Origin of the sequence: Paraburkholderia flagellata, assembly GCF_021390645.1 — a bacterium.
In the GTDB taxonomy this organism is placed as follows: domain Bacteria; phylum Pseudomonadota; class Gammaproteobacteria; order Burkholderiales; family Burkholderiaceae; genus Paraburkholderia; species Paraburkholderia flagellata.
The window spans coordinates 421,982-443,202 of record NZ_JAJEJT010000002.1 but is presented as its reverse complement, the minus strand read 5'-3'; the positions used below and the strand labels follow the sequence as shown (position 1 = coordinate 443,202).

At 58.9% G+C, this 21,221-nt stretch carries 15 protein-coding genes; 3 read left to right on the top strand and 12 right to left on the bottom strand.

The features are described 5' to 3' along the window. Nucleotides 1-14 precede the first annotated feature (14 nt). The 4 genes from argE to L0U83_RS16365 are packed head-to-tail and all read right to left on the bottom strand — an operon-like array spanning nt 15 to nt 3,627. Nucleotides 15-1,175, bottom strand: coding sequence for an acetylornithine deacetylase (gene argE, locus L0U83_RS16380; protein WP_233884706.1), 1,161 nt, complete (start codon nt 1,173-1,175; stop codon nt 15-17). After that, entirely contained in the window at nt 1,168-1,845 is a 678-nt protein-coding gene (locus L0U83_RS16375) for a DUF1028 domain-containing protein (RefSeq protein ID WP_233884705.1), read from the bottom strand. The genes argE and L0U83_RS16375 overlap by 8 nt, the downstream gene beginning before the upstream one ends. A 10-nt stretch (nt 1,846-1,855) precedes the next feature. Beyond that, nucleotides 1,856-2,287 (bottom strand): RidA family protein, encoded by a 432-nt coding sequence (locus tag L0U83_RS16370; RefSeq protein WP_233884704.1) that lies wholly within the window; start codon nt 2,285-2,287, stop codon nt 1,856-1,858. Continuing rightward, entirely contained in the window at nt 2,287-3,627 is a 1,341-nt protein-coding gene (locus L0U83_RS16365) for a flavin-containing monooxygenase (protein ID WP_233884700.1), read from the bottom strand. The genes L0U83_RS16370 and L0U83_RS16365 overlap by 1 nt, the downstream gene beginning before the upstream one ends. A gap of 172 nt (nt 3,628-3,799) precedes the next feature. On the opposite strand from L0U83_RS16365, the gene L0U83_RS16360 reads away from it, so the two are divergent. After that, nucleotides 3,800-4,726, top strand: a complete 927-nt coding sequence (locus L0U83_RS16360; RefSeq protein WP_233884696.1) for a LysR family transcriptional regulator — start codon at nt 3,800-3,802, stop codon at nt 4,724-4,726. A 27-nt stretch (nt 4,727-4,753) separates the two neighbouring features. On the opposite strand, the gene L0U83_RS16355 is transcribed toward L0U83_RS16360, so the two are convergent. The 6 genes from L0U83_RS16355 to L0U83_RS16330 all read right to left on the bottom strand — a co-directional run bounded on the left by L0U83_RS16355 (nt 4,754) and on the right by L0U83_RS16330 (nt 15,152). After that, on the bottom strand, nt 4,754-6,163 hold the full coding sequence (locus L0U83_RS16355) for a purine-cytosine permease family protein (protein ID WP_233884693.1): 1,410 nt from the start codon (nt 6,161-6,163) through the stop codon (nt 4,754-4,756). A gap of 824 nt (nt 6,164-6,987) precedes the next feature. Continuing rightward, nucleotides 6,988-8,292, bottom strand: a complete 1,305-nt coding sequence (locus L0U83_RS16350) for a TniQ family protein (protein WP_233884691.1) — start codon at nt 8,290-8,292, stop codon at nt 6,988-6,990. A gap of 314 nt (nt 8,293-8,606) precedes the next feature. Further along, nucleotides 8,607-9,977, bottom strand: coding sequence for a TniQ family protein (locus tag L0U83_RS16345; RefSeq protein WP_233884690.1), 1,371 nt, complete (start codon nt 9,975-9,977; stop codon nt 8,607-8,609). A 121-nt stretch (nt 9,978-10,098) separates the two neighbouring features. Continuing rightward, a complete protein-coding gene (locus L0U83_RS16340; protein ID WP_233884689.1) occupies nt 10,099-11,637 on the bottom strand; it encodes an ATP-binding protein in 1,539 nt (512 codons plus the stop codon). 73 nt (nt 11,638-11,710) lie between these two features. Next, on the bottom strand, nt 11,711-14,146 hold the full coding sequence (locus L0U83_RS16335) for a TnsB C-terminal domain-containing protein (protein ID WP_233884688.1): 2,436 nt from the start codon (nt 14,144-14,146) through the stop codon (nt 11,711-11,713). A gap of 55 nt (nt 14,147-14,201) precedes the next feature. After that, entirely contained in the window at nt 14,202-15,152 is a 951-nt protein-coding gene (locus L0U83_RS16330) for a PDDEXK family nuclease (protein ID WP_233884685.1), read from the bottom strand. Nucleotides 15,153-15,514: 362 nt separating this feature from the next. Between L0U83_RS16330 and L0U83_RS16325 the strand changes: the two genes are divergently transcribed. After that, entirely contained in the window at nt 15,515-15,775 is a 261-nt protein-coding gene (locus L0U83_RS16325) for a DUF6471 domain-containing protein (protein WP_233884684.1), read from the top strand. Between the two features lie 1,334 nt (nt 15,776-17,109). On the opposite strand, the gene L0U83_RS16320 is transcribed toward L0U83_RS16325, so the two are convergent. Further along, complete coding sequence (locus L0U83_RS16320) at nt 17,110-17,427, bottom strand: hypothetical protein (protein WP_233884683.1); 318 nt, start codon at nt 17,425-17,427, stop codon at nt 17,110-17,112. A gap of 86 nt (nt 17,428-17,513) precedes the next feature. Between L0U83_RS16320 and L0U83_RS16315 the strand changes: the two genes are divergently transcribed. Next, the gene (locus L0U83_RS16315; protein WP_233884679.1) at nt 17,514-18,737 is read left to right on the top strand and encodes a competence protein CoiA family protein; all 1,224 of its coding nucleotides are present in this window, start codon (nt 17,514-17,516) and stop codon (nt 18,735-18,737) included. A 612-nt stretch (nt 18,738-19,349) separates the two neighbouring features. Here the strand turns inward: L0U83_RS16315 and L0U83_RS16310 are convergent. Next, on the bottom strand, nt 19,350-19,742 hold the full coding sequence (locus L0U83_RS16310) for a hypothetical protein (RefSeq protein ID WP_233884676.1): 393 nt from the start codon (nt 19,740-19,742) through the stop codon (nt 19,350-19,352). Between the last annotated feature and the right edge of the window lie 1,479 nt (nt 19,743-21,221).

Here is a 21,221-nt window from a genome sequence, read left to right as displayed (position 1 = left end):
GCAGTGCGTCCCTGTTACGCGCGTGCGAGATGCTCGACAAGCCGCGTCAGCATCGCATCGCAGCGGCCAAGCTGATCGACGCTCACGAACTCGTCGGGCTTGTGACCTTGCTCCATGCTGCCGGGCCCGCACACGACCGTGGGAATTCCCGCGCGCGTAAACAATCCGCCCTCGGTGCCGAACGCGACCGTACCGAAGTCGCGCCGCTCGCTGATGACGGCGAGAAGCTGCGCGGCCTCGCTACCAGGCGGCGTCGCCAAGCCTGGATACGCGTTCAAGGGCTCGAAGCAGATGTCCGTATCGGCTTGAACCTTACGCATTTTCGGCAGCAATTCCGCCTGCGCGTACGACTCGATCCGCTCAGCAACCGATTGCGCGTCGAAACCCGGGACCGAGCGCACTTCGAAATCGAACTCGCACTCCGCGGGCACGATATTCAGCGCGCGTCCGCCCGTGACGATGCCCGTTTGCACCGTCGAGTACGGCGGATCGAAGCGTTCGTCGTGATGTTCAGGCTGGGCGAGTTCCTCGCCGATGCTCTCCAGCCTGCTGATGAGTCGCGCCGCGTATTGAATGGCGTTCACGCCATACGGCGCATACGCCGAGTGACACGCCGCGCCCTTCACGCGACAGCGCATGGCGAGCTTCCCCTTGTGGCCGAGCACAGGCTTCATTTCCGTGGGCTCACCAATGATGCACAGACGCGGCTTGTGTGCGCGCTTTTCGAGTTCCGCGAGCATCGGGCGCACACCGAGGCAGCCGACTTCTTCGTCGTATGAAAACGCAATATGGACCGGCATGCTCAACTTGCGCTCGACGATACTGGGCGTCGCCGCGAGCACGCACGCCAGAAAGCCCTTCATGTCCGCGGTGCCGCGCCCGTAAAGCCGCCCATTCTTTTCTGTGAGGCGAAACGGGTCGACGCTCCACGCCTGCCCCTCGACGGGCACGACGTCCGTATGCCCCGACAGCACGATTCCGCCCTTGTCGCGCGGACCGATAGTCGCATAGAGGCTGGCTTTCGTGCGCCCGTCGTTGTGAAACAGCTCGCAATCGACACCAAGATCCGCGAGATAGCGCTGCACGAACGCGATCAGTTCGAGATTCGATTCGCGGCTGACCGTCTCGAAGCCGATCAGCCGTTCGAGCAGCGCGCGGCTGGAACGATCATTCATCGCCTGGCACTCCGTAGCTTGGGGCCGCGGTCGGGTCCAACGCACGTGTTACGTAATCCTGCATCTGCGGAAGATACGCTCGCCATAACTGCGCGAGTTGGCCGATGGGACCGTCATCGGCCCAGTCGACTCGCAAATCCACGATCGGCCAGACCTGCGTGTCGACGACCTTTAGCGCGGCCGAATGGACCGGGCCCGCTTCCCCGCCCGCCTCGAGCGCAGCGTGCATTGCAGCCAGCAGACGCTCGGCAAGCAGTCCTTGCGTGCGCTCGAACGCGCGCACCATCGCGTCGACGACGTGCGGCGCGGCGAGCATGTTGCCTGCAGCGACGCATTGATCGCCGGCCGCCGCGTGATGCAACCCGAGCGCGTTCTCGCCTGTGAAGAACGCGGTGCGGCCCTGCGCGTCGATCACAGTGACTTGCCGATATGCATTGAACGCGTCGGTATCGCGGGCCTGCTTCAACGCGACATGCGGCGCAAGTTCCTGCTGTTCCATGAGATCGAGGATGCGCGGGCCCAGCACGGGCAGCGTGACATTCTGCGTCGCGACCGCGCCGACGCCTGCCCGCACCCAAGGGCAACGCGCGCCCACTGCAATACTCGACGAACTGATGGCAATACCCAGTTGGCCGGTTTCCCGGCAACGTCCGACGATCGAGAATGTCATGCGGCGCTCCTTATGCCACGCGAGGCGTCCAGTTTTCGGGAATCACCGCGATCACGTCGATCTCCATCAGCCATTGCGGCTGGCCGAGTGCGCTCACACACAAGCCGGTCGAAATCGGATACACGCCTTTGAGCCACTTGCCGACTTCCTGATACACCGGTTCGCGATAACGCGGATCGATGATGTACGTCGTAGTCTTGACGATGTGCGACAGGTCGCTGCCCGCTTCTTCGAGCAACTGTTTGACATTCTTCATCGCCTGCTCAGCCTGCGCGCGCGGATCGCCGAGACCGATCAGCTTGCCGTCGAAGTCGGTCCCGACCTGACCGCGCACGTAGACGGTGTTGCCCGCGCGGACTGCCTGACACAGATCGTTGTCGAGCGTCTGGTTTGGATAGGTATCCTTCGTGTTGAACATGCGGATGCGGGTATGGGTATGCATCAATTCACTCCGATTTCGTTGAGGGTGCTTGCGTGCGATTCGTCGCGCGCAGTGTTCGTATGGGGTGCCAGGCGTTCGCGTTGGGCCGCGTCGCGATAGTCGAGGTACTTGCGCTGCGTGACGATGTGATCGGCGATGTGCTTCGCGTCGTGCCACACGCCCCAGATGAACGACGACCCTCGCCGCGACAGCCACGGCAAGCCGAGAAAATAAACGCCCGGCTCCGTCGAGACGCCGCGTTGGTGTTTCGGCTTGCCTTGCCCGTCGAACGCGTCGACATGCAGCCAGCTGTAATCGACGGCATAGCCGGTCGCCCAGATGATCGTCGTCACGCCGGCCGCTGTGAGATCCAACTCGCGCAGCGGATGCGTGACGCACTCGGGATCGGCCGGAATGTAGCGTGCTTCGGGATCTTTCGGCAGGTCGATGCCGTTGCGCTCGACATAGGCATCGGCGGCGTCGAGCAGGGACATCAGGTTCTCGTCGCCGCGCTTGAGATTCGCCGCCAGATCCTGCTCGAACGTCACGATGCCGTTGTCGAACGATTTCGTGACGCCGACGAGCGTCATGCCTTCATGCGCAAGCCGGCGAAAGTCGATGGTCTGACCGCCATAAGCGCCGCTCACGGCGATCGTCACGTGCTCGCGTCCGGGCCCGGCCACCTCCTTGTCCCATTCGCCGAGCACGCCGAGCCACCAGCAGAAGTCACGGTTGCGGTAAGCGCGCGGCGGGCGGTCGTGCGGCCCGACCGACAGATACACGGTGCGGCCCGCGCGGCGCAGTTCGTCGGCGATCTGCGTCCCTGACGAACCCGCGCCGACGACCAGCACCGCGCCGGAGGGCAACTGCGCCGGATTGCGATAGTCGGCCGAGTGCATCTGTGCAAGATGCGGGTCCTTGGGTGCGATAGCCGGAATCACCGGGCGCTGGAACGGTCCTGTCGCCACGACAACACGATTCGCTTCGAATGTGCCGTTGTTCGATTGCACGGCGAAACCCGGACGTCCTTGAAGGCGTTCGACGCGCGTGACCTCCACGCCCGTGCGGACAGGCGCATTGAACTTCTTTGCATACGCGACGAAATAGTCGGCGACCTGCTCCTTGCCCGCGAACGCGTCGGGATCCAGTCCTTCGAATTCCATGCCGGGAAAGCGGTCGTGCCAGGCGGGGCCGTTGGCGACCAGCGAATCCCAGCGGCCCGTACGCCAGCGCCCGGCAATGCGATCGCGTTCAAGCACGAGATGCGGCACGCCCGACTTGCCGAGATGCTCGCTCATTGCCACGCCCGCCTGACCGGCGCCGATGACCAGTGTGTCGATGGACACGTTGTCAGCCTTCATGGCTGTTCTCCTTCAAATTTGCGAATGACGTCCTGCTCGTCGAAACAAACTGTACGCGCGACACAGGATAGGAAAAACTATTAAAATAAAATCCCTTGCATCGGATTTACCTATGCAACCGGGCGTCGGCTAACGACCGCCCAGGGTGCTCCTTCAAGAGAGACTCCTTGAGATGGACGGCGTATCGATTCGCTACTCATTGCGCCAGTTGCGCTATTTCATCGCGACTGCGGAAACCCTTTCGTTCACCGCTGCGGCGAAGCGGCTGCACATCTCGCAGCCTTCGATCTCGACCGCGCTGGCCGAGCTGGAGGCTTCGTTCGGCGTGCAATTGTTCATCCGTCATCACGCAAGCGGGCTCTCGCTGACGCAGCCGGGCCGCGATCTGCTCGTGCATGCGCGCAGCCTCCTGAAAAGCGCCGAGGAACTGCAACTCACGGCGCAAGAGCTCGACGGCGGCGTATCCGGCACCGTCTCGCTCGGCTGCCTCGTTTCGCTTGCGCCGCCGCTCATGCCGTCGCTCATCAGCGCGTTCCTGCGCGAGCATGCGTCGACCACGTTCATCACCAGGGAAGCGCACCAGGACGGCCTGCTGAGCGGGCTCAGCGACGGTTCGCTGGATATCGCGCTCACCTATAGCCTCGACATCGCGGAGGGCATCGCCTTTGTGCCCGTCGTCTCGCTGCCGCCTTATGTGATCCTCCCGAAGAGTCACCGGCTCGCGCGCGCAGCGAAGGTCTCGCTGAAAGATCTGCTGCCGGAGCCTTACGTGATGCTCGATCTTCCGCACAGCCGCGAATACTTCTCGACGCTTTTCGACGCGGCAGGCAGCCGGCCTGTCGCCGCGTTCCGCTCAGCGCAGCCCGAGGTCGTGCGCGGCATGGTGGCGAACGGTCTGGGCTACAGCATTCTCAACTTCCCGCTTGAGTCGTGCCGCACCGTGGATGGCGAGGAGTTCGTCGTGAAGCGCTTCAAGGAGGCTGTTCCCGCGACGACGCTCGGCATTGCGACGTCGAGCACCGTGCGGCAACGCGAAGTGGTGAAGCGCTTCGCCGCGTTCTGCGAAAGCTACATACGGCGGTTGCGCTTCAAGCATTGATGAGTCGAAGGCGACGATCCGCGCGATTTACTGCACCTGCGCGGACGGCTGATTGAGCCGGCGGCGGTACGCCGTGTCGCGAGTGGCGAGCCACAAGTAAAGCGGCGTCGTGACGATGATGCCGACGAGCCAGGACAGGTCGGCGCCGTCCAGATGCGCCGAGAAGGAGCCCACGTACATCGGCGTGTTCATGAACGGGATCTGCACCAGGATCCCGACCGCATAGGCGATCAGCGCTTGCGGATTGAAACGGCCGTAAATGCCGCCATCGACGCGAAAGATCGATCGAACATCGTACTGGCCTTTGTGAATCACATAGAAGTCGATCAGATTGATCGCCGTCCACGGCACGAGCACCACGAGCAGCGCGAGCACGAGATCGACGAAATGCCCGACGAAGTCCTTCGACGCACCGACCGCCGCAAAGCAGCACGCGGTCAGGATGATGATCGAGAGCACCGCGCGGGACTTCGCGGTCGGAATCCAGCGATACGCGAACGTCTGCAGCGACGTGATGACCGAAAGCACGGCTCCGTACAGATTCAGCGCGTTATGGCTGATCACGCTCAGCAAAAACAACACGAGCATGAACGGGCCGATAGCGCCGGTCGATGCCTTGACGGCGTCCATCGTGTCGGCGCCGCCTGGAACCGCGAGTACGGCCACCGCGCCGAATACGAACGCGAGCGTCGAACCGAGCACGCAGCCGAGGTACGTCGCCCAGAATGTCGACGCGACGCCCACATTCTTCGGAAGGTAGCGCGAATAGTCGGAGACGTAAGGCGCGAACGCGATCTGCCACAGCGCGGAGAGCGACACCGTCGCGAGCCACCCGGCGATGTTGAAGCCACCGCGCGTGAGGAAGTCCGTCGATTGCACGTGCGTGACGATATAACCGAAGCCCACGGCGATCCCGATGCCGAGCACCCACGTGCCGATGCGGTTCAGCACGTGTATGAAGCGATATCCGATGATGCCGATGAGCCCCGAACCCAGCGCGCCGATCACGATGCCGGCGGGCACCGGAATCGACGATTCGATGCCGTGCAGCGACTTGCCTGCCAGCACGATATTCGACGCGAAGAAACCGACGTACATGATGCCGGCGATGACAGTGACGAGCAGCGCGCCCCACGAGCCAAACTGCGCGCGGCTCTGGATCATTTGCGGAATGCCCATTTGCGGGCCTTGTGCCGAATGCAGCGCCATGAGAATGCCGCCCAGCGCCTGGCCGACGATGATCGCGACAATGCCCCACATGAGATTGAGGTGATAGATCTGCACGCCGAGCGCGCCGGTGACGATCGGCAGCGGCGCGATGTTGCCGCCGAACCAAAGCGTGAAGAGATCGCGGACCTTGCCGTGGCGCTCGTTCTCGGGCACGTAACCGATCGTGTGCTTCTCGATCAGGGGAACCGCGTTGCGGTTGTCTGCCATAACAGTCTCCATGTTCTCGCCATCGTGTTTCTGAAATCAGCACACGCGACGAAGGTGCAAAACAAGTGCAGGGCCAGGGCGAATCGACCGCCCCCATTCGAAACGTTGAGCGCATTAACTGACGACAAATTTCGACTGCCAAGCATTGTTTCCCGATGTTTTGCATAGCACGAAGCTATGCAAAAGCGGGGATGGAAAGCGCGACGTGCACCGATATCGACATACAAAAAAGCACGCACCTAGAATTCGCTTGCACACGCGATTCCGCAGACCTTGTTCCCGCGCTAAAAAGTACGCACTCAGAAGACACCTAACAAGGCGCGCGCTCCCCTGACACAAACGGCGACCCAAAGTGCGCACTCGGCCCGCCCAACAAACCGAACGCGGTTTTCGATATATAGGGACGCATCATGTTAGTCTAGGACATCTCTACAAGACATATACGAACACGAATTCACTATGCCTCGACACAGACAGGTCCGAGTCGCCGAAGCAATCGGTACAGCAAGACGAACGATCACTCATAGCGTCGTAGTCAGCCCTTATACTTTTGCTTCGTTCGCGGAGCAGATCAGGACCGCGCGTGCAAGCGAAATCCCGGGTGGCTTCGGCTGAGTTTGTTAGTCGAAATCGCTTCGCGGACGGTATGGTTCGAAGTGCCGCCCCGTAGCCTACGGCGTTGCCACTAGATACAGCGGACAAGCTGACCCTGCCCTCTCTGGACTGCTTCGACATTAGTCATTCGCGAGCGTATCCATCGGTCATCTATTGGCTTCGATCTGTTTTTCATCCAGATGACCAGGAGTTCAGGCCATCTCTGTACGTCATCGCTTCCGCCTTTTCAGTTTTGCTATTACACCGTTTCTCCTCAAGATATTGCCCACCGAACTCGTTGGTATGTCGAGCGATAATCCGATTTCTCGCTGAGACTTTCCTAAACTGTTCATATGGAGTACCCTGTTTATATGGCCCTGACTCCATCTGCTGACTTTAACTTCACAGGAATTTATTTCGGATGAGTCCGGATAATTAAACGTCATGCCACAAGTACACGTAGCATATATGTAACCTCCCTTCCGCATCACCAATCCAAACGGATGATCCGGTCCATGTTTCGCACTTACATTAGGACAATTTAGCCGTTTTATCGGTTGATCTTTATTAACCGCAGGGCGAACCCGATTTGAAGGAATTCCATATAAGTCAGCGAAAACCCTTTCTTCAACAATATTTGGATAATTCTCAATCGCCTTTGCCATAACAGCACATAAAACAAGCCGCAACGGAGCACATACCCGCCCCTTCCCAAAAACAAAACGTATGGTCGTGTTCAGCCCCGTCTCCTTGGTCGCTAGACCATTGAGCATCAGATATGCTTTCCCAAAGCACATTTCAAACAACCTTGCTATGCACGTGCTTTTACGCCACCCCCTAAAATAAGGTGAAATATTCTCGAAAACCATCAACAAATGAGACGGCACTGTTTCTGGGCATACAGTAATCTTCTCATTTAAAAGAAACAGTGAAATTTTCGCAACTTCAACACAGCAAAAACGCTGAAGCTCACTAAGATTCAGATCAGGTTGCTGGGGGGTCAAATCCCATCGAATGTCGGGTGAAAAAAAACCGTTGCGATGCCTTTTAAAATCGGGAATCTCCCAGAGCAGTTCAGCATGCCAAGGGCAAAAAATTACACCGGGGAGTTGATGCACTCGACGCCAATATAAAGGCGTTCCGCCGCGTCTATCGTCTGAAAAGCATCGCTCACAAAACCGGATACCATGTGCCCCCATAGGAGCGAGCCGCACTTCATTTCCGGCGCGAATGTCTGTTGCTTTCGCATTCATCCAACCCAACAATTTTTCGCGTTTTTGAGGCTGAATCAACGCCGCAAAATACGGATAGCATGTGAGTTTCTCCGCAATCTCAGTGGCGCTCAACCCCCAGCAGGAAGATGTGGACATCGACAGATGGTCAAGCCCATTGCCCAGGAATGAGACCGCCGGTACATAACCATAGGTCACTCGCAAGACGGCATACAAGCTGGACCAAGGGCGATCGTTTATATACCGCGCGACCACAGAGAACAGAATCTCATCTGGAAACCACTCAGAAAGAAAAATCTTCAAGATAGTGCCTTTCGTACTTTAGCGCTCACCTCGAACCAGCCGCTTTCTTGCTGAAAGCAATGTGTCCCGAGCGGTTAAGGTATCTGGTAGCGCGTCGACAAGCTTTCCAAGGGCGTGATACAACTGAAGTCTTGCTACCAAATGATCGAATTCGTCTTGGTCGAGGCGTTTTTTCGATTTTCCAAACAGTGAGGCTATAAATTTGGGTAAATTGTCGATATGCCTACTCTCTACATATCTCGCAACCACACTAAACAGAATTCCATCAGGTAATAGTTCGTCCAGGCGCAGCCAGCATCTCAGGTTGACCAACGCTAGCGCTCTCCACGAACTCTCCGCTGCCGACTGAATGCCCTTGCATTCCCTGGTGTCGCAGCGGGCGGAAGAACCTCCGTGAGTTGTCCCAGCGCATGAAATATATGGGCACCAACTGCATACGCCCTGTCCGGACAGCCGGCACGATCCACCAGCTCAATCCACTGGACAAGCTTGCCAGCCCGCTCTGTTCTACGACTCCACCAGCGAATCTCCGCGCGTCGAAACCGCATCTCCTCCAGTGCATGCGCTGGTACCCCCAGCATGGATATCACCTTGTGAACAGTGAAGCTTCGCCCCAGGAGTATGGCTGCGGCCAGCGCGATGTCTGCTCCTTCCTGCGTGTACTGCAGAACTGCACCGTGCTCGTCATGTTCGATCACAAACGAAAGCCCGCAACTGCAGAGATAGTGTGACAACCCGTTACGGCTTGGCCATGCCACAACCCGATGCCGGCTATCACCTCGGGGACGACTTCCTGGACAGTCAGGAACGGCAGGGATTGACAAACGGTTGCCGACATCCAGCAGCAGATAGCCGAGGAGCAGTGCACTCAGCGGGGAGCACGCACGGTCATCTGGCAAGTCAAGCGCGCGCTGCAATTCCACCGCGAGGTCGCGTGACAAGTTGACCGCAACAAGGTATCCATTTCCAAGCCGTTCAGACAGGTCACCCGCTAATCTAGCGCTGTCGATTTTGCGTTCAACGACATAGCCACAACGACGGGCCATACTCATGCACGGGCCTTCCCCCCCAAACCGGGACCATCGCGCATCACCGCAGAGCAGCTGACTGGCAAGGATCGCGACCGTGCACCACTCCTCGGCCTCCTCCAACGATCCGGCAACCACTGGATTTCCCCCATCGCGTAGGGCCGCTGCGCGCAGCAGGGTGCGGGTATAAGTTGAGCCCATGCCCAATAGTACGCACCGATGCCAAGGACATACCACGACACCCGGGATCTGGTGCGTCCGCCTCCAGTAACGGGGAAAGTTGTTTCCGTCGTCCTCGCGCCAGCACGCTTCGCAATAGCGGATACCGGGTTTGCCAGAAGCGATGTATCCGGACCACGGCGCACATCGTAGTCTTTTCAATACAGCCACGATACGGCCTTTACCCGGGAAGATCGCTGCATAGAACGGAACCAGCGTGAGGCGGTCGCTTATGTCGCGCGCAGACATTCCCCACGCCCGGGATGTTTCGTCGGCCAGATGGGCGAATGGATCGACCTCTCCTGGCTGATACATCCCATTCCCCATCAGTATCTTTAAAAATTCCGCAACATTTTCGATACCAGCGTTCTCGACGTATCGTGCAATGACACTGAACAGTATTTCGTCCGGCAGGGGTTCATCGAGATATACCGCCATATCCGCCCTCCTTTGCAGGCCGCATCGGTAGCTCCATTCCACTATCTCTTCCCTGCCGATCCACACCGTTACAAGGATTCACAATGGTGGTCGATCAGCAGGGCTTTTTATTTCTGTCTGGTCACGTATTTCCCGGCTCGCCTTCGAGGGCGAGACGCAGCAGACCCTCGACCGTAATCGTGGAATCAGACATCAGCTTTGCTCTTGCAAATTCTTCCGCCTGCGTCTCGGCCCACCCCACGTTGAGCAACACTGCGACGCATTTTGAAAATTTTTCGTATGCTTCGTTAACGGAAGGGGCAATCTTCATGTTGCGCCGCTTACGGTCCATGGCGATCTTCTTGCGGATCGTATTCATCTGCTCAACGGCCATGTCCCGATAAGTGTCGAGCGCCACCATATCTTTCTTGCGCAGCGCTTCCAGAAGTCCCTTGACCAGGGAAAAGGCCTGTTTAACGGCGCTTCTGACGAGGGCCGGGGTAACCTTGCTTTCCCCTGCCCGCTCGCCCATATACTGCGTGTGCTCCCATGCAAGTTTCATGAAGGCTGGCGAGCCCGCGCCGACCTCAATCAGTGTCTTGACGATTTCGTCACGGTTGTCGGGCTTCTCCGGCAGAAAATCGATCGCAATAATACTGTTTGCAAGCCGCCTGGCGTCCGCTGGCGCCGGAAAGTGTTCAAAGGGAATGTATGCCCGACTTCCCACACGTCTCAGATTGCGTATCGTTCCTTCGATCAATTCGCCCGCGTCCGGCGTCCCGACAAGCACGAACAGGCATTGACCATCGTTGAGCAGGCTGGTGATGAAGCCCATCAAGTCAGCACGCTCGGCAGACTTGACCGCAAACTGGATCTCGTCGATCACCAGCATTCCCACGTGATGCGTCTTCAGCTTGTCGATAACCGCCATGATCAGATCTCCTGTGTTTGACCTGCTGCGTATCTCTTCCACGTAATGCGTGCCAAGATTCTCATCGAACCAATGGAGAATCCCCTTCATCAAGGTATAGACCGAACCATTCGGAGGACAGGAAACCATCATCCAGACGATCTGGGTGAAATGCGCCCGGACGCCGCGGAACTCGGTATGCTGGATGATCATGGGAAACATACTGAGCACCATCTTGACCGCCGTCGTCTTCCCCGCGCCTGAGATGCCGAGTACAAAGATGCTGTCTGCGTGTGAGGAGCCGGGCGTGAAGATGGCCTTCGTTCGACCTCGCTGTGTCTCCCTGTAGTTGCGCTGCGCGATATTGCCTAACGATCGACGGGGTAAAAGACCTCGATAGCGGTGACGAAGTGAAATATGGATCCAGTCAAGAAGCTGGAGGTGAGCATCGGTCAGCGCGAGAACACGCGAAATGCGTTCAATGCCCAGCAGGCGCAGTGATGCTGGAAGCTTTCTCGCATCATCCGAATGCGGTACCGCGAAGCTCACGGTCATCGCCTTCGCAAATCGTTCCTGCGATTCGAATGGCGGAAGCGCCAGAATCAGCGCGTTGTTGGCGTTTTCTGGCAGCTCCAGCGAACCATCGTGGTACAGCGCTTCGACGGAAGGACATTGCCGGCTCAATATGAGATCATCCCCTGGTTTAACCGGAACTTGCTTATAAGCTTCGTCATCCCGACTGGACGTCCCACGTGCCCCACTTTTTTTCACGAACGTTTCTCCTGATCACAAAAAACATATCGCACTGCTACACATAGTTAAAAAACCTTGCAATGAATGGAAGTCAGTTCCCGTCAAGAATCCTGCGTGAATTCTCCAGAGCCTTCCCGATGATTTCTCCATGGTCCTCTGCGACTTTGGGAGCTTCGCGCTTCGCCTCCACAACGTCAGCGGCCTTACCGGACGCATCCCTCTCCCTCCTGAAATGGCCAAAATCCAGACCGCGCGCGGCATCCTTCCTGCCCCCCCTGCGGGCCGCAGCGCGCTCCTGCTGCGTGGGGTGCTCGAGCCCCGCCATCTGCAGCGCGATCTTTTGCTCCTGTCTCGCTCTCTGGTTTTCTTCCGCGTTGTTCAGAAGATCCATCACGCGTTGCGCCTCCAGCGCATGATGCTGCTCACGGTCCAGACGGTCTTGCTGGTTCCGGTAGAGCTCCCACTCCATAAGCGTCCATCCAGCAGGTGACTGCTGGTTGGTGCCGGCGAGTCGCGCGTACTCAACAGAATCATTGCCTGGCAGGATAATCTGGGAGGGATCATTGGGATTAAACTGGATCGATACCGTTTTTTTGGAATTTTTTCCCCAGCAATGAATGAGATTGGACTCGATGAACGGAGAGGTGTAGTACATATCGCGCCACAGTAATCCTTGTCGTGTCGGCTTTGCGGATTCCGTCGGCCAGGTGGCACAGCGGATTTCATCAATCGAGTGACTTCGCAACGACCCGGTTAGCGTCTCCAATCCCCAGTTCCATCGATTCAGTGGCGTATCGGCGAGGCCCACCGCGACCATCTCCGGCGGTGACTTGCGCCGACCGATAGGGGTCTGGTTGTATCTCAGGATCGCGCGAACCAGCCTTTTGATAAATTCCGTGATCGTCAGAGTCGCCTCCCACAGATAGCGGGGCGCCCCGCGCGTCGCTGCATCCAAATCCACCACGCCGAAACTCGCGCTCTGATAGTGCGCCGGAAGTATTCCGAACCGCCGCTCAATAAGGGCTCTCATTGTCGGATCCCATGCCCGGGCGTTGCTGATGGGAATAGAGAGCAGCTTGTTGACGGCCATCCATGCCAGGTTCTTCATAAAATCGCTGCCCCGATCGGCGACGAATCCCGACGTTGGCAGGTAATTACAAGGCCAAAGACTGGGGTCAATCTGGATTCCATATCTGGCACACAGTTCGTTCTTGGGCAACGCAATGTTTTCCAGCATCAAGGCGACGCTCTCGAACGATGGTGGATCGAAGCTGACATGAAATCCCACGATCATCCGACTCCAGACGTCCATCGCGAGATAGACGGTTGGGCGCTTGACCACAACGGTGCGGTCGTATGCAGCCACAAGGTAGATATCCGCGATGGTTGCATCGATCATGTACTCGTTGCCGGGTCCAACCGAGTGCTGCAAGGCATGGCCGTGTATCGGCCGCCCGTGTCCGGCGTATTGCTTCGCCCCCATATCGCGCATCTTCCGGACTTCAATCGGAACGCGGGTCTGGTAGTAGTAAGTCAGTTGACGAAGGCTTACGATGCCAAACGGTGCCAGTTCGAGTTCGATAATCTGGCCGGTCGGATCGCGCGCAATGTGAATGCAGCGACAGACATAATTCAGATGATCTACGAGGTCCTGCCAGGTCAATCGCCGTCGCTTTCCGGCCTGATTTTTTGATGACTTCGGCCACCGCTTCCTGCTTTTCCGACCCGCCTTTTTTCCTGATTTCTTCCTCGTCGACGGGAAGATCGCATCTCGGTTGAAGCGTCGGATTTCAAGCATGAGTTCGTCACTGACATCGACGCTCCAGGGGCCGAACCTGTTCGTGAGGTAAATGTCGATGTACTGCTCGAAGAGCCGCTCAAGCGCCGTTGTCCTGACAGCGTGGCTGCCGGCACGCGAGGGCTTCCTTCCCGGTCGGTTGACGTAGTTTCGCGTCACGGTCGTCGGCACGGCATCCCCGCCTTCCACGTAGCGCGGCGGCTGATGTCGCCTCCCGCTACGCCAAAGCTCTGCGGCGACGGCGCTTGCGCTCATGCCTCTCTGCAGGTATTCGCGGTGCAGCTTCCTTATGCGCTGCACGCAGAGGCCGACCTTGTCCGCGACGTCCTGAAGAATGTTTTTCCTGTCAGAACCACTACGAAGGGCTCGATAGAAAAGAGCCGAATTGTTGACAAAGTCTCTGATCCGCTTCCAGTTCAGGTCACTTTGTCTTTCGTTCCCTGGCGTGGCCCGATGGTTCCTTCGAAAGGGTCCGTAGGGATCGTCACGCGCGTCGACGGCCACCAGACGCCCCTTGCCCGTGTAGTCCGGCATGCATCGGGCGCGAAATTCTGTAATGGGTATGAACTGAATCTCAAGTTTTGAGCCAAAAATATGGCACAGGACGACATCGGGCTCACGACCGGATTGCTGATGTCGACTGGCATACACGACCCGATATATCTTGTCGCCTGGCTCTTCCCTGAACAGTTCACGTACAGCCGGGAATTCATGTTCATGATGATTCATACATAGAACTCCTAAATATAAAGAAAAACACAGCGTAGTCCTGTCGGCGCTTACGCTAGCCGTTTTTCATGAACTGTTTCTTCCATTGCACCAGCGCACTGACCAACCTGTTTTCAGGTGCTGGCGCAGGAGGGCGGCTGTCACGCTGTTTTTCCGCCACACAAATCCGGACTCCCCGACGCGGTTGGGCAAGCAATACCGGCACATCGAGCGAGCACTCGATCATGCGCAGTGCAATTAACCGGCGCATCGCCGCCACACACTCTGCGCGGCCAATCCCGTGCGAATCGGCCGCTCCATGGCAAACCTCGATAAGCGTCGCGTCCTTCCGGGTACGAAATCGCCTGATAATCGCCTTTTGCGCTTCCTTCTCTGCGTCGGTAAGTCCGCGGGACAAAACCCCCTCTGCAACGTTAAACAGATCCCAGAGATGCTTTGCCCTGTGGGTGTTGAGACCCTCCGTATGGGCGATTCGATACGGCACCCCGACCCGCTGCCAGTACTCGGCCTTGATTGCCCGGGCCGGCGAAGGCGCGCGCGGCGCGGATCGCGATGACGTGATATCGATGGCATTCCACTGATAGTTTCCGCCAGTCTGCCTGCAGACAAGCAGACTGGTAATCAGAATGGCAGGGCTGCCGTCCGCAAGCCTTGGATGACGCACATCGAGCGACACCGCGATCTTCTGTGTTTCAGCGACATCCAGGTGCGGGTAGTATTCCTTGAGTTCGCACGTCGCTGGATCCCAGTGCTCCTGAAGAAAAACGGCCAGCGACGCGTCCGAGGGCAGCACAATCTGACGACCACCGCAACGCGTGCATGCAAACCTGTGCAGACGCCCGACCCCACCCATTTCCCGCAGGGCGCGTCCGGGCACGTAATCGCGCCCGTCGCCGGTGCCCCGCCGCTCTTTCTGGAACACCCTCTGCTGTTTTTCAGACTGGGTGGGCGACGCTGACTTCATGGTGCCACCAGGCTTCCGGCTTTTTTTCGCATCATTTTTCATCAGAACTCCATATTGATTAGATGATCCTTTCGTTATGCGTTTGACCGGTCCATCCATGCACCGGCTGCGCGAACTGCCACGGCCACAACCTGCAACGCCCCGCCGAGACGTGACTTACCCGCGCCATCCAGGGATGGTGCTATCGCATCCCGAACAGCCGCCGTAAAATGCGGTCGTTGAATGTTCAACGCCTTTCGGTTGTCAACGCGCTCGAGAGTTCGTTTTCAACGCCACAATGTCATATATGGCAACATCAAGCCAGAAGAAACTTAACGTGTATTTTTTTGGCGACATGATGTTGCATTTAGAGGGATAGTATGCGATCGAAACACAATGTGCAGGATCCGACAGCGCATGGTCCCGTGAGCGCACCGTTTGACGATACGGAAACGGCGAAGCAGGCCCTCAAAACGATTTTGATGCATCGCAAGATCACCTACGCACAGCTGGCCACCCTGATGGCCGCGCACGGCGTCCATGAGACGGAAACGTCCATCGCACAGAAAATCCGCCGCGGGACATTCCAGCTAGCCTTCATGTATCAATGCATGCGCGCCATCGGGGTCTCGGAAGTCACGCTCACGGTGCCAACGCACCACACACCGGGCATCGCAAAGGCGTGAGTCTGGAAGACGCACACGTCGCTGGAGGCGGGCGCTGACGAAGCCGGAGTAAAGAGGCCACGTTGAGCAGGTGCGCCCGGCGGCTGGGTGATTGCCACCCATCAACCCGTACGACCCGCATTGCCCGCAACAAGCACCCGGGCCGACAGGTCTGGCGATCGCCGCTCCCCGCGCGCCCCGTCGGTACCAGACAGGGTCGCTGACGTCTGCCCGTTGCCCTCTTCCCTGCGGCGGCCGCTCTCCATCGGACTCACCACGCGGGTGTGTTCCAGCCCCCCTCTGCCAGCAGGGAACGCTCACACGTGCGCTCACCGGCGCCCGTATTGCCGGACTGCGGTCGTCGACTTCCACAGGATTAAGCCGCGCTTCAAATTCTGCATTCGCGTGTCCCCGCCCAGGCCGATCGCCCGTCGCGCGTGCGGTAACAGGCGGGCCGCCACCGGTGCAGGTAATGGCGTCGGCGCGCGCGCGGCGCACGCAGCGTTCAGCCGGGGTGGACTGCCCGACGCTGCAAAACCGGCCCACATCCGTGGCGTCCAGAATAACCAGACTTCTAGCCGGACCTGGGCACCCCACGCCGATCGGCTGGGCGACGATGCCGCCGGGTGCAGCTAGATGAAGAGTCCGGCATCGGCCGCCGCACCGGGCCGGCGAACGCGCTGCAGGGCCAGACGGACAGGACCGGCCGCCTTGTAGACGGCAGAGGGTGAGCGCAGGAAGCGCTGGCCGCGATAACGCCCCTTATCACGGGCAACCTGCCACGCTTTGACCAACCTCGAAGTCGCGACACGAGGCCGCCTTGACCTGGACCGCGCCCTGCCCGTTCGGCCGTCCAGCATTCAGCTCGATGACACCGTTGTCTGTAGCTCTCGCAGTCCAGGAGTCGGCCACAATCCGCCCGTAAGCGAACGGGGAAACCGGCCGTTGCAACGGCCGTAATTCTCCGTAGCCTGACGGACGAGCTAGGCACACGGATCGGCCATTGCCGTCATTGGGGCGTGTTGGCTTTTACGTCGGTAATGCGACGGAATGCTGACGTTGGCAGTGTCGAGCGGCGCGGCGTCAGCTTCCTGCATCAGCGAACTCACACTTTCGACCCATTGCGGTCGTCCGACCCGTGCAACCGAAGCGGCGGCTTACCGGGTATAACGGCCAGCCGGCGTGGCTCCACCTCGTTGATGCGGATACCGTGGTCAAGGCGCGCTACACGTTCACGTACGGGTGAAATGGACACACCTGGCTGATCACCACCCACCATTCGTCGAAGATGCGGGAGGAAGACAAGGGGGAATGAACCCGATTCGCCGGGCCCGACGTATCTCGGCGACGGTGCGCTACGCCTGCGCAGGCGCGAGCGGAGGCGCTGGGGTGTTCGGCACCACCTCGGCATAGAAGTGCGCGATGGCGCGCCATTGCGCGTCCCACTGCGTCTGTCCTTCGAGCACGAGCGTGTCGTCGAGGTAGAGCTGCTTCCCGACCAGGCGATACTCGGCCATGCCGAAGGGCGCCGCAATGCGCCACGGCCCTTTGCCGGTGGCTTCGCTCCAGTAGCGCCAGGTATTCGCCGACGACGTCTTGGTGCCGAAGCCCAGTGCCTTCCACCGGCGTTCGTCCGGGTCGGTATTGCGGCTGTTGTAAGGGGGAAAGGTCACGAAACACCTCATTCGAAGAGTAGGCGTCAGCCGGCCGCGAGCCTGCTACCATTTTGCCATCACGGCACGTTCGCTCAGGTTACTAGGTGAAGATCCCGTTTGTGAAGATCCCGTTTGCCCTTGATGAGACAGAAAGCATCGTCGAAATCCGTGAGGTGCCGCCCTCCGTGGAGGGCACCTTTCGCTGCGCCGCGTGCGGTGAGCCCGTGACGCGAAAGCAGGGCGAGGTGCGCATCTGGCATTTCGCGCACCGGCCCGAGTCCGGCTGCACGACGGCGTTCGAGACGGCGCTGCATCTTCTCGCCAAACAGTTTCTTGTGGAAAGCGACACGCTGCGCGTGCCGGGTCTCGTGTGCCAGCTGGATGCGCGGGCAGGCGGCGAAGACATCACGCTGTGCGTCGAGCACACGCTCCACTGGGACGCGGCAGGTGAGGCGGAAGTCTGGGTCGAGGGCATCCGTCCGGATTTCCGGGGTGTCTGTGAAGGCCAGGCCATCTTTGTCGAGGTGATGGTCACGCACGAGGTGGACGCGCCCAAACGGGAGACGCTCAAGCGCCTTGGAACGCCGACGCTGGAGATCGACCTGTCAGCCGTGCCGCGCAATGTGACGGCGCCGGAACTGCGGCGACGGGTGCTGGACGCGATCGAGGGCAAGCGCTGGGTGTTCTATCCCGGAGAAGCCGAGGCCTGGGCGCAGCTCAATGCCCTACGCCAACAGCGCGATGCCGTGTCCCGTGCCGCATCCCATGCTGCGCTCGACCAACAGCGCCAGGGACAACGGCGACAGGACGCTGCGCTGAACGCCGTACGCGCGGCCCCACAAGCCGAACGCCTGCGGATGATCGCAAGCGCGAACGCGGCATTCCGCAGCGCCACCTCCGAGCGCCAACTGGCGTTCCTCGAGCAGAAACTGGGCAAGCCCGCGACGACGTGGCCGGCCAGTATTGGACAGGATGTGCGGGGCGCCGAGGCCATCACGGTGTCCACGCGCATCTGGCAGGCTGATGTGTTCCGCCGGTACATCCACGGGCGGGGCGCGCGCTACCATCCGCGTGTGAGCGTCGAGCCGGTGGCCGACTGGCTGGTCCAGCGTTACGCCATTGCCTCGACTGAACTGACCTCCGTTCGCGACGCAGTCTGGAATTTTCTTTCCGCGCTCGAGCGGGCGGGCTATCTTCGCCGCGGCGAGCGACTGGAGTTCGACATCATCCGGGATGTACTGGGTGAAGATGTGGTCCTGAGGTCACAAGCCATGGGCCCTGGAGGTCGCCCCGCGCGGATGCCCCTGAGCAGACGACCTCGCATGTGAATCGCAGTTTGGGTCGGCGGTGCGCTCGCGGCCCTGCCGTAGATGCTATGTGGGAGGACCGCGGCTGACGGCCGACCTGTGCCAACGGGCTCGCGCCAAGAAACAGCCGCGGCACGGAAATTCGCCAACATCCACGAATTTCCGGTCTCGACCCAAAGCCGACCTCTGAGCATCCCGAAAGCGGACGCTCAACATGGTGACCTCATGAGCGCGGTGAGCGGCAGGATGAGCAGGCCGCGGACCGAATGCTGCTCTAACTCGAAGGTGCCGTTCTGACGATCGCCCCTACAAGGGCGTTTGCTCGCGCAAAGAAGGCGTTGTCGATCGTGTTCGCGGCCATAAAGACACGAGGTGCGTGACGCTTCCAGTCCAGGCAAGCAAAAGATTGACGGCAATCCAGAGCGGCACCCCTATTAGCCACCATACCTTCCACAGCTTTTCCCCCGGCCCAGGCCCGTTTGAGCATCTCCATTGCATTCCCCCGTTGTATTTTGCTTCTTTGTTCACCCTATCTGCTGCATCCGTACTTTTCCTTTTGCGAGCGCACGCAATCGACACCCGCAATGCGCGGCCCCTAGCCAATAAAGCCCAAAAGCGGATGAGATGTGATTCTCAGCGCGTGACGAGCATGCCGCTGCCCTTGGAAGGAGCATTCTGCACTACCTTCAACTTCTCACGGACGACTACGACCATCATGCTCTTCTGCAAGCTACGTCCTAGATCGTAGTCACTGACATCTATCTTCATGAATACATTGTCGGCGACCTTATAGACTATGAGACTGTGCTTCCTGTTCCAGAAGCCTGCATAGTACTTGATCCCTTTATCGAGGTCCTGATTCTTGCCACCGATATAGTTCATGTCATTCACCTCCAGGCAGGCATAAGCGTCCTGCTCTAATTCTTCTTCACCTTCCACGCAAAGAGTCGGGTTGAAGTTCTCATCAAGGATCGCAACGTTTGGACCCCAGAACTTTCGGATATTCGCATAGAGTTGCTTATCCATTACTTTTCCTTTTCGAGCTCGCTGACAGCTATCTCGTGTCTGCGTCACTCGCTTGTGCGTTCGGGTCATTCGCGAAAATTGAGTCGCAGGCGACGACTGCAAGTGCGATCTGAAAGCCGTTCATTATTCGGACGGGCAAAGAGTGGGGCCCTGGCTGGGGCGAGCGCGGAAATATAGAACGTCACGACCCTAGTGGTTTCCTTTTTCGCGCCATTTTTTTTGGCATTTCATGCCAGCAAGGGTAAACACCCAAGGCACGAACCCGGCGTGCAGTTCGCGAACGAGGCGCGGATCAACAGTCCGGAATACGTCGCGCCATTCGTCAAGACAAACAAGAACGACCTGATGCAGAAGCGGTTGTCGCTTCCATGGGAGTGTTCCTGCGATTGGCGGAAGATTCGACATTGGCGAATGGAAAGCCGACGATCCGGTTGACTCGTTGCTTGCCTTGCCGAAGTTCGGTCTGTACGTCATTGATATGCGACCGACGTCGCGACAAGCAGGTTCGGCGCTCGAATGTCCTTTACCGAGGCGGAGCGGGCCTTCAAATGTCTTAGAAAACCATCGATTGTATGACCGAGACTGGCCGGTTTCACCCGCTGAGCTTTGATGCCACAACGCAGCCGCTCGCGCCCGGGAATGTTTTGAACGACAGCTAACGGCGAGGTCGGCGAGCGCTCGCGATCGGCCAGGAGCGGACGCCAGTCGGCGGCCCAACTCAGACATTCAAAAGGCCGCACCGCCCCCATTAAGGGCCTCTCAACGATCATGGCACCGAGTCTTGGCTTAAACGGTCTCCTCGCCGATGAGGAGGTTTGTCGCAGACGATCCCTGTCGGTACCGTCTTGCATTGGTAACGGCGTCAACCAGGCAACGCGCCCAGCCACGCGTGCCATGACTCGGCCTCGCTTGCCATAATTCCCGGACCAAGCGCGATTGAATTCGGAGGCCGATCGGCAAGCATTCACGCTCCACGCCTCGCTGAGGATGTTAGTTACATGTTGCCGGTGGCCGATGGGGTGACAGGGGTCGCGAGATATTGGGCCAGAGCGACAATCAACATATTCGGGCCGCTGTTCGAGGCGCTGTCCCAGCAGCTGAGGTTCACTATTTCCGTTAACGGGTGCAACGTTTCCGTCATTGCGTGCCGCATCGTCGACGCACGTATTGTTTCTAACGGCTCGCGGTGTTCGTCGCGGTAGCTCGCTGCGGGAACAAGCCACGAACGCTTCCAGCGAGGCGCGGTAACGTCAGTTGGCTTCAACACCAGACAACGGAAGCAGTAGCGTAAATGCGTTCGCGGAATCTTCGAGTCGGTACGCGTCTGAATGTGCGCTAGCCAGGCGAAGTACCCAACGACCGCACGCTTCCCGCATAGCCCGCTGCAGCGGTAGGACAAACTCGCGTTCACTCCTCCGGAAAATAGCAAAATCCCGCGCAAACTAAAAAAGAAGCCGCCCAAAGGCGACTCCAAAAAAA

What these genes read in the sequence shown, in the direction of transcription:
- argE (WP_233884706.1), bottom strand. Translation starts at nt 1,175, where the DNA reads ATGAATGATCGTTCCAGCCGCGCGCTGCTCGAACGGCTGATCGGCTTC.
- L0U83_RS16375 (WP_233884705.1), bottom strand. Translation starts at nt 1,845, where the DNA reads ATGACATTCTCGATCGTCGGACGTTGCCGGGAAACCGGCCAACTGGGT.
- L0U83_RS16370 (WP_233884704.1), bottom strand. Translation starts at nt 2,287, where the DNA reads ATGCATACCCATACCCGCATCCGCATGTTCAACACGAAGGATACCTAT.
- L0U83_RS16365 (WP_233884700.1), bottom strand. Translation starts at nt 3,627, where the DNA reads ATGAAGGCTGACAACGTGTCCATCGACACACTGGTCATCGGCGCCGGT.
- L0U83_RS16360 (WP_233884696.1), top strand. Translation starts at nt 3,800, where the DNA reads ATGGACGGCGTATCGATTCGCTACTCATTGCGCCAGTTGCGCTATTTC.
- L0U83_RS16355 (WP_233884693.1), bottom strand. Translation starts at nt 6,163, where the DNA reads ATGGCAGACAACCGCAACGCGGTTCCCCTGATCGAGAAGCACACGATC.
- L0U83_RS16345 (WP_233884690.1), bottom strand. Translation starts at nt 9,977, where the DNA reads ATGGCGGTATATCTCGATGAACCCCTGCCGGACGAAATACTGTTCAGT.
- L0U83_RS16335 (WP_233884688.1), bottom strand. Translation starts at nt 14,146, where the DNA reads ATGAATCATCATGAACATGAATTCCCGGCTGTACGTGAACTGTTCAGG.
- L0U83_RS16330 (WP_233884685.1), bottom strand. Translation starts at nt 15,152, where the DNA reads ATGAAAAATGATGCGAAAAAAAGCCGGAAGCCTGGTGGCACCATGAAG.
- L0U83_RS16310 (WP_233884676.1), bottom strand. Translation starts at nt 19,742, where the DNA reads ATGGATAAGCAACTCTATGCGAATATCCGAAAGTTCTGGGGTCCAAAC.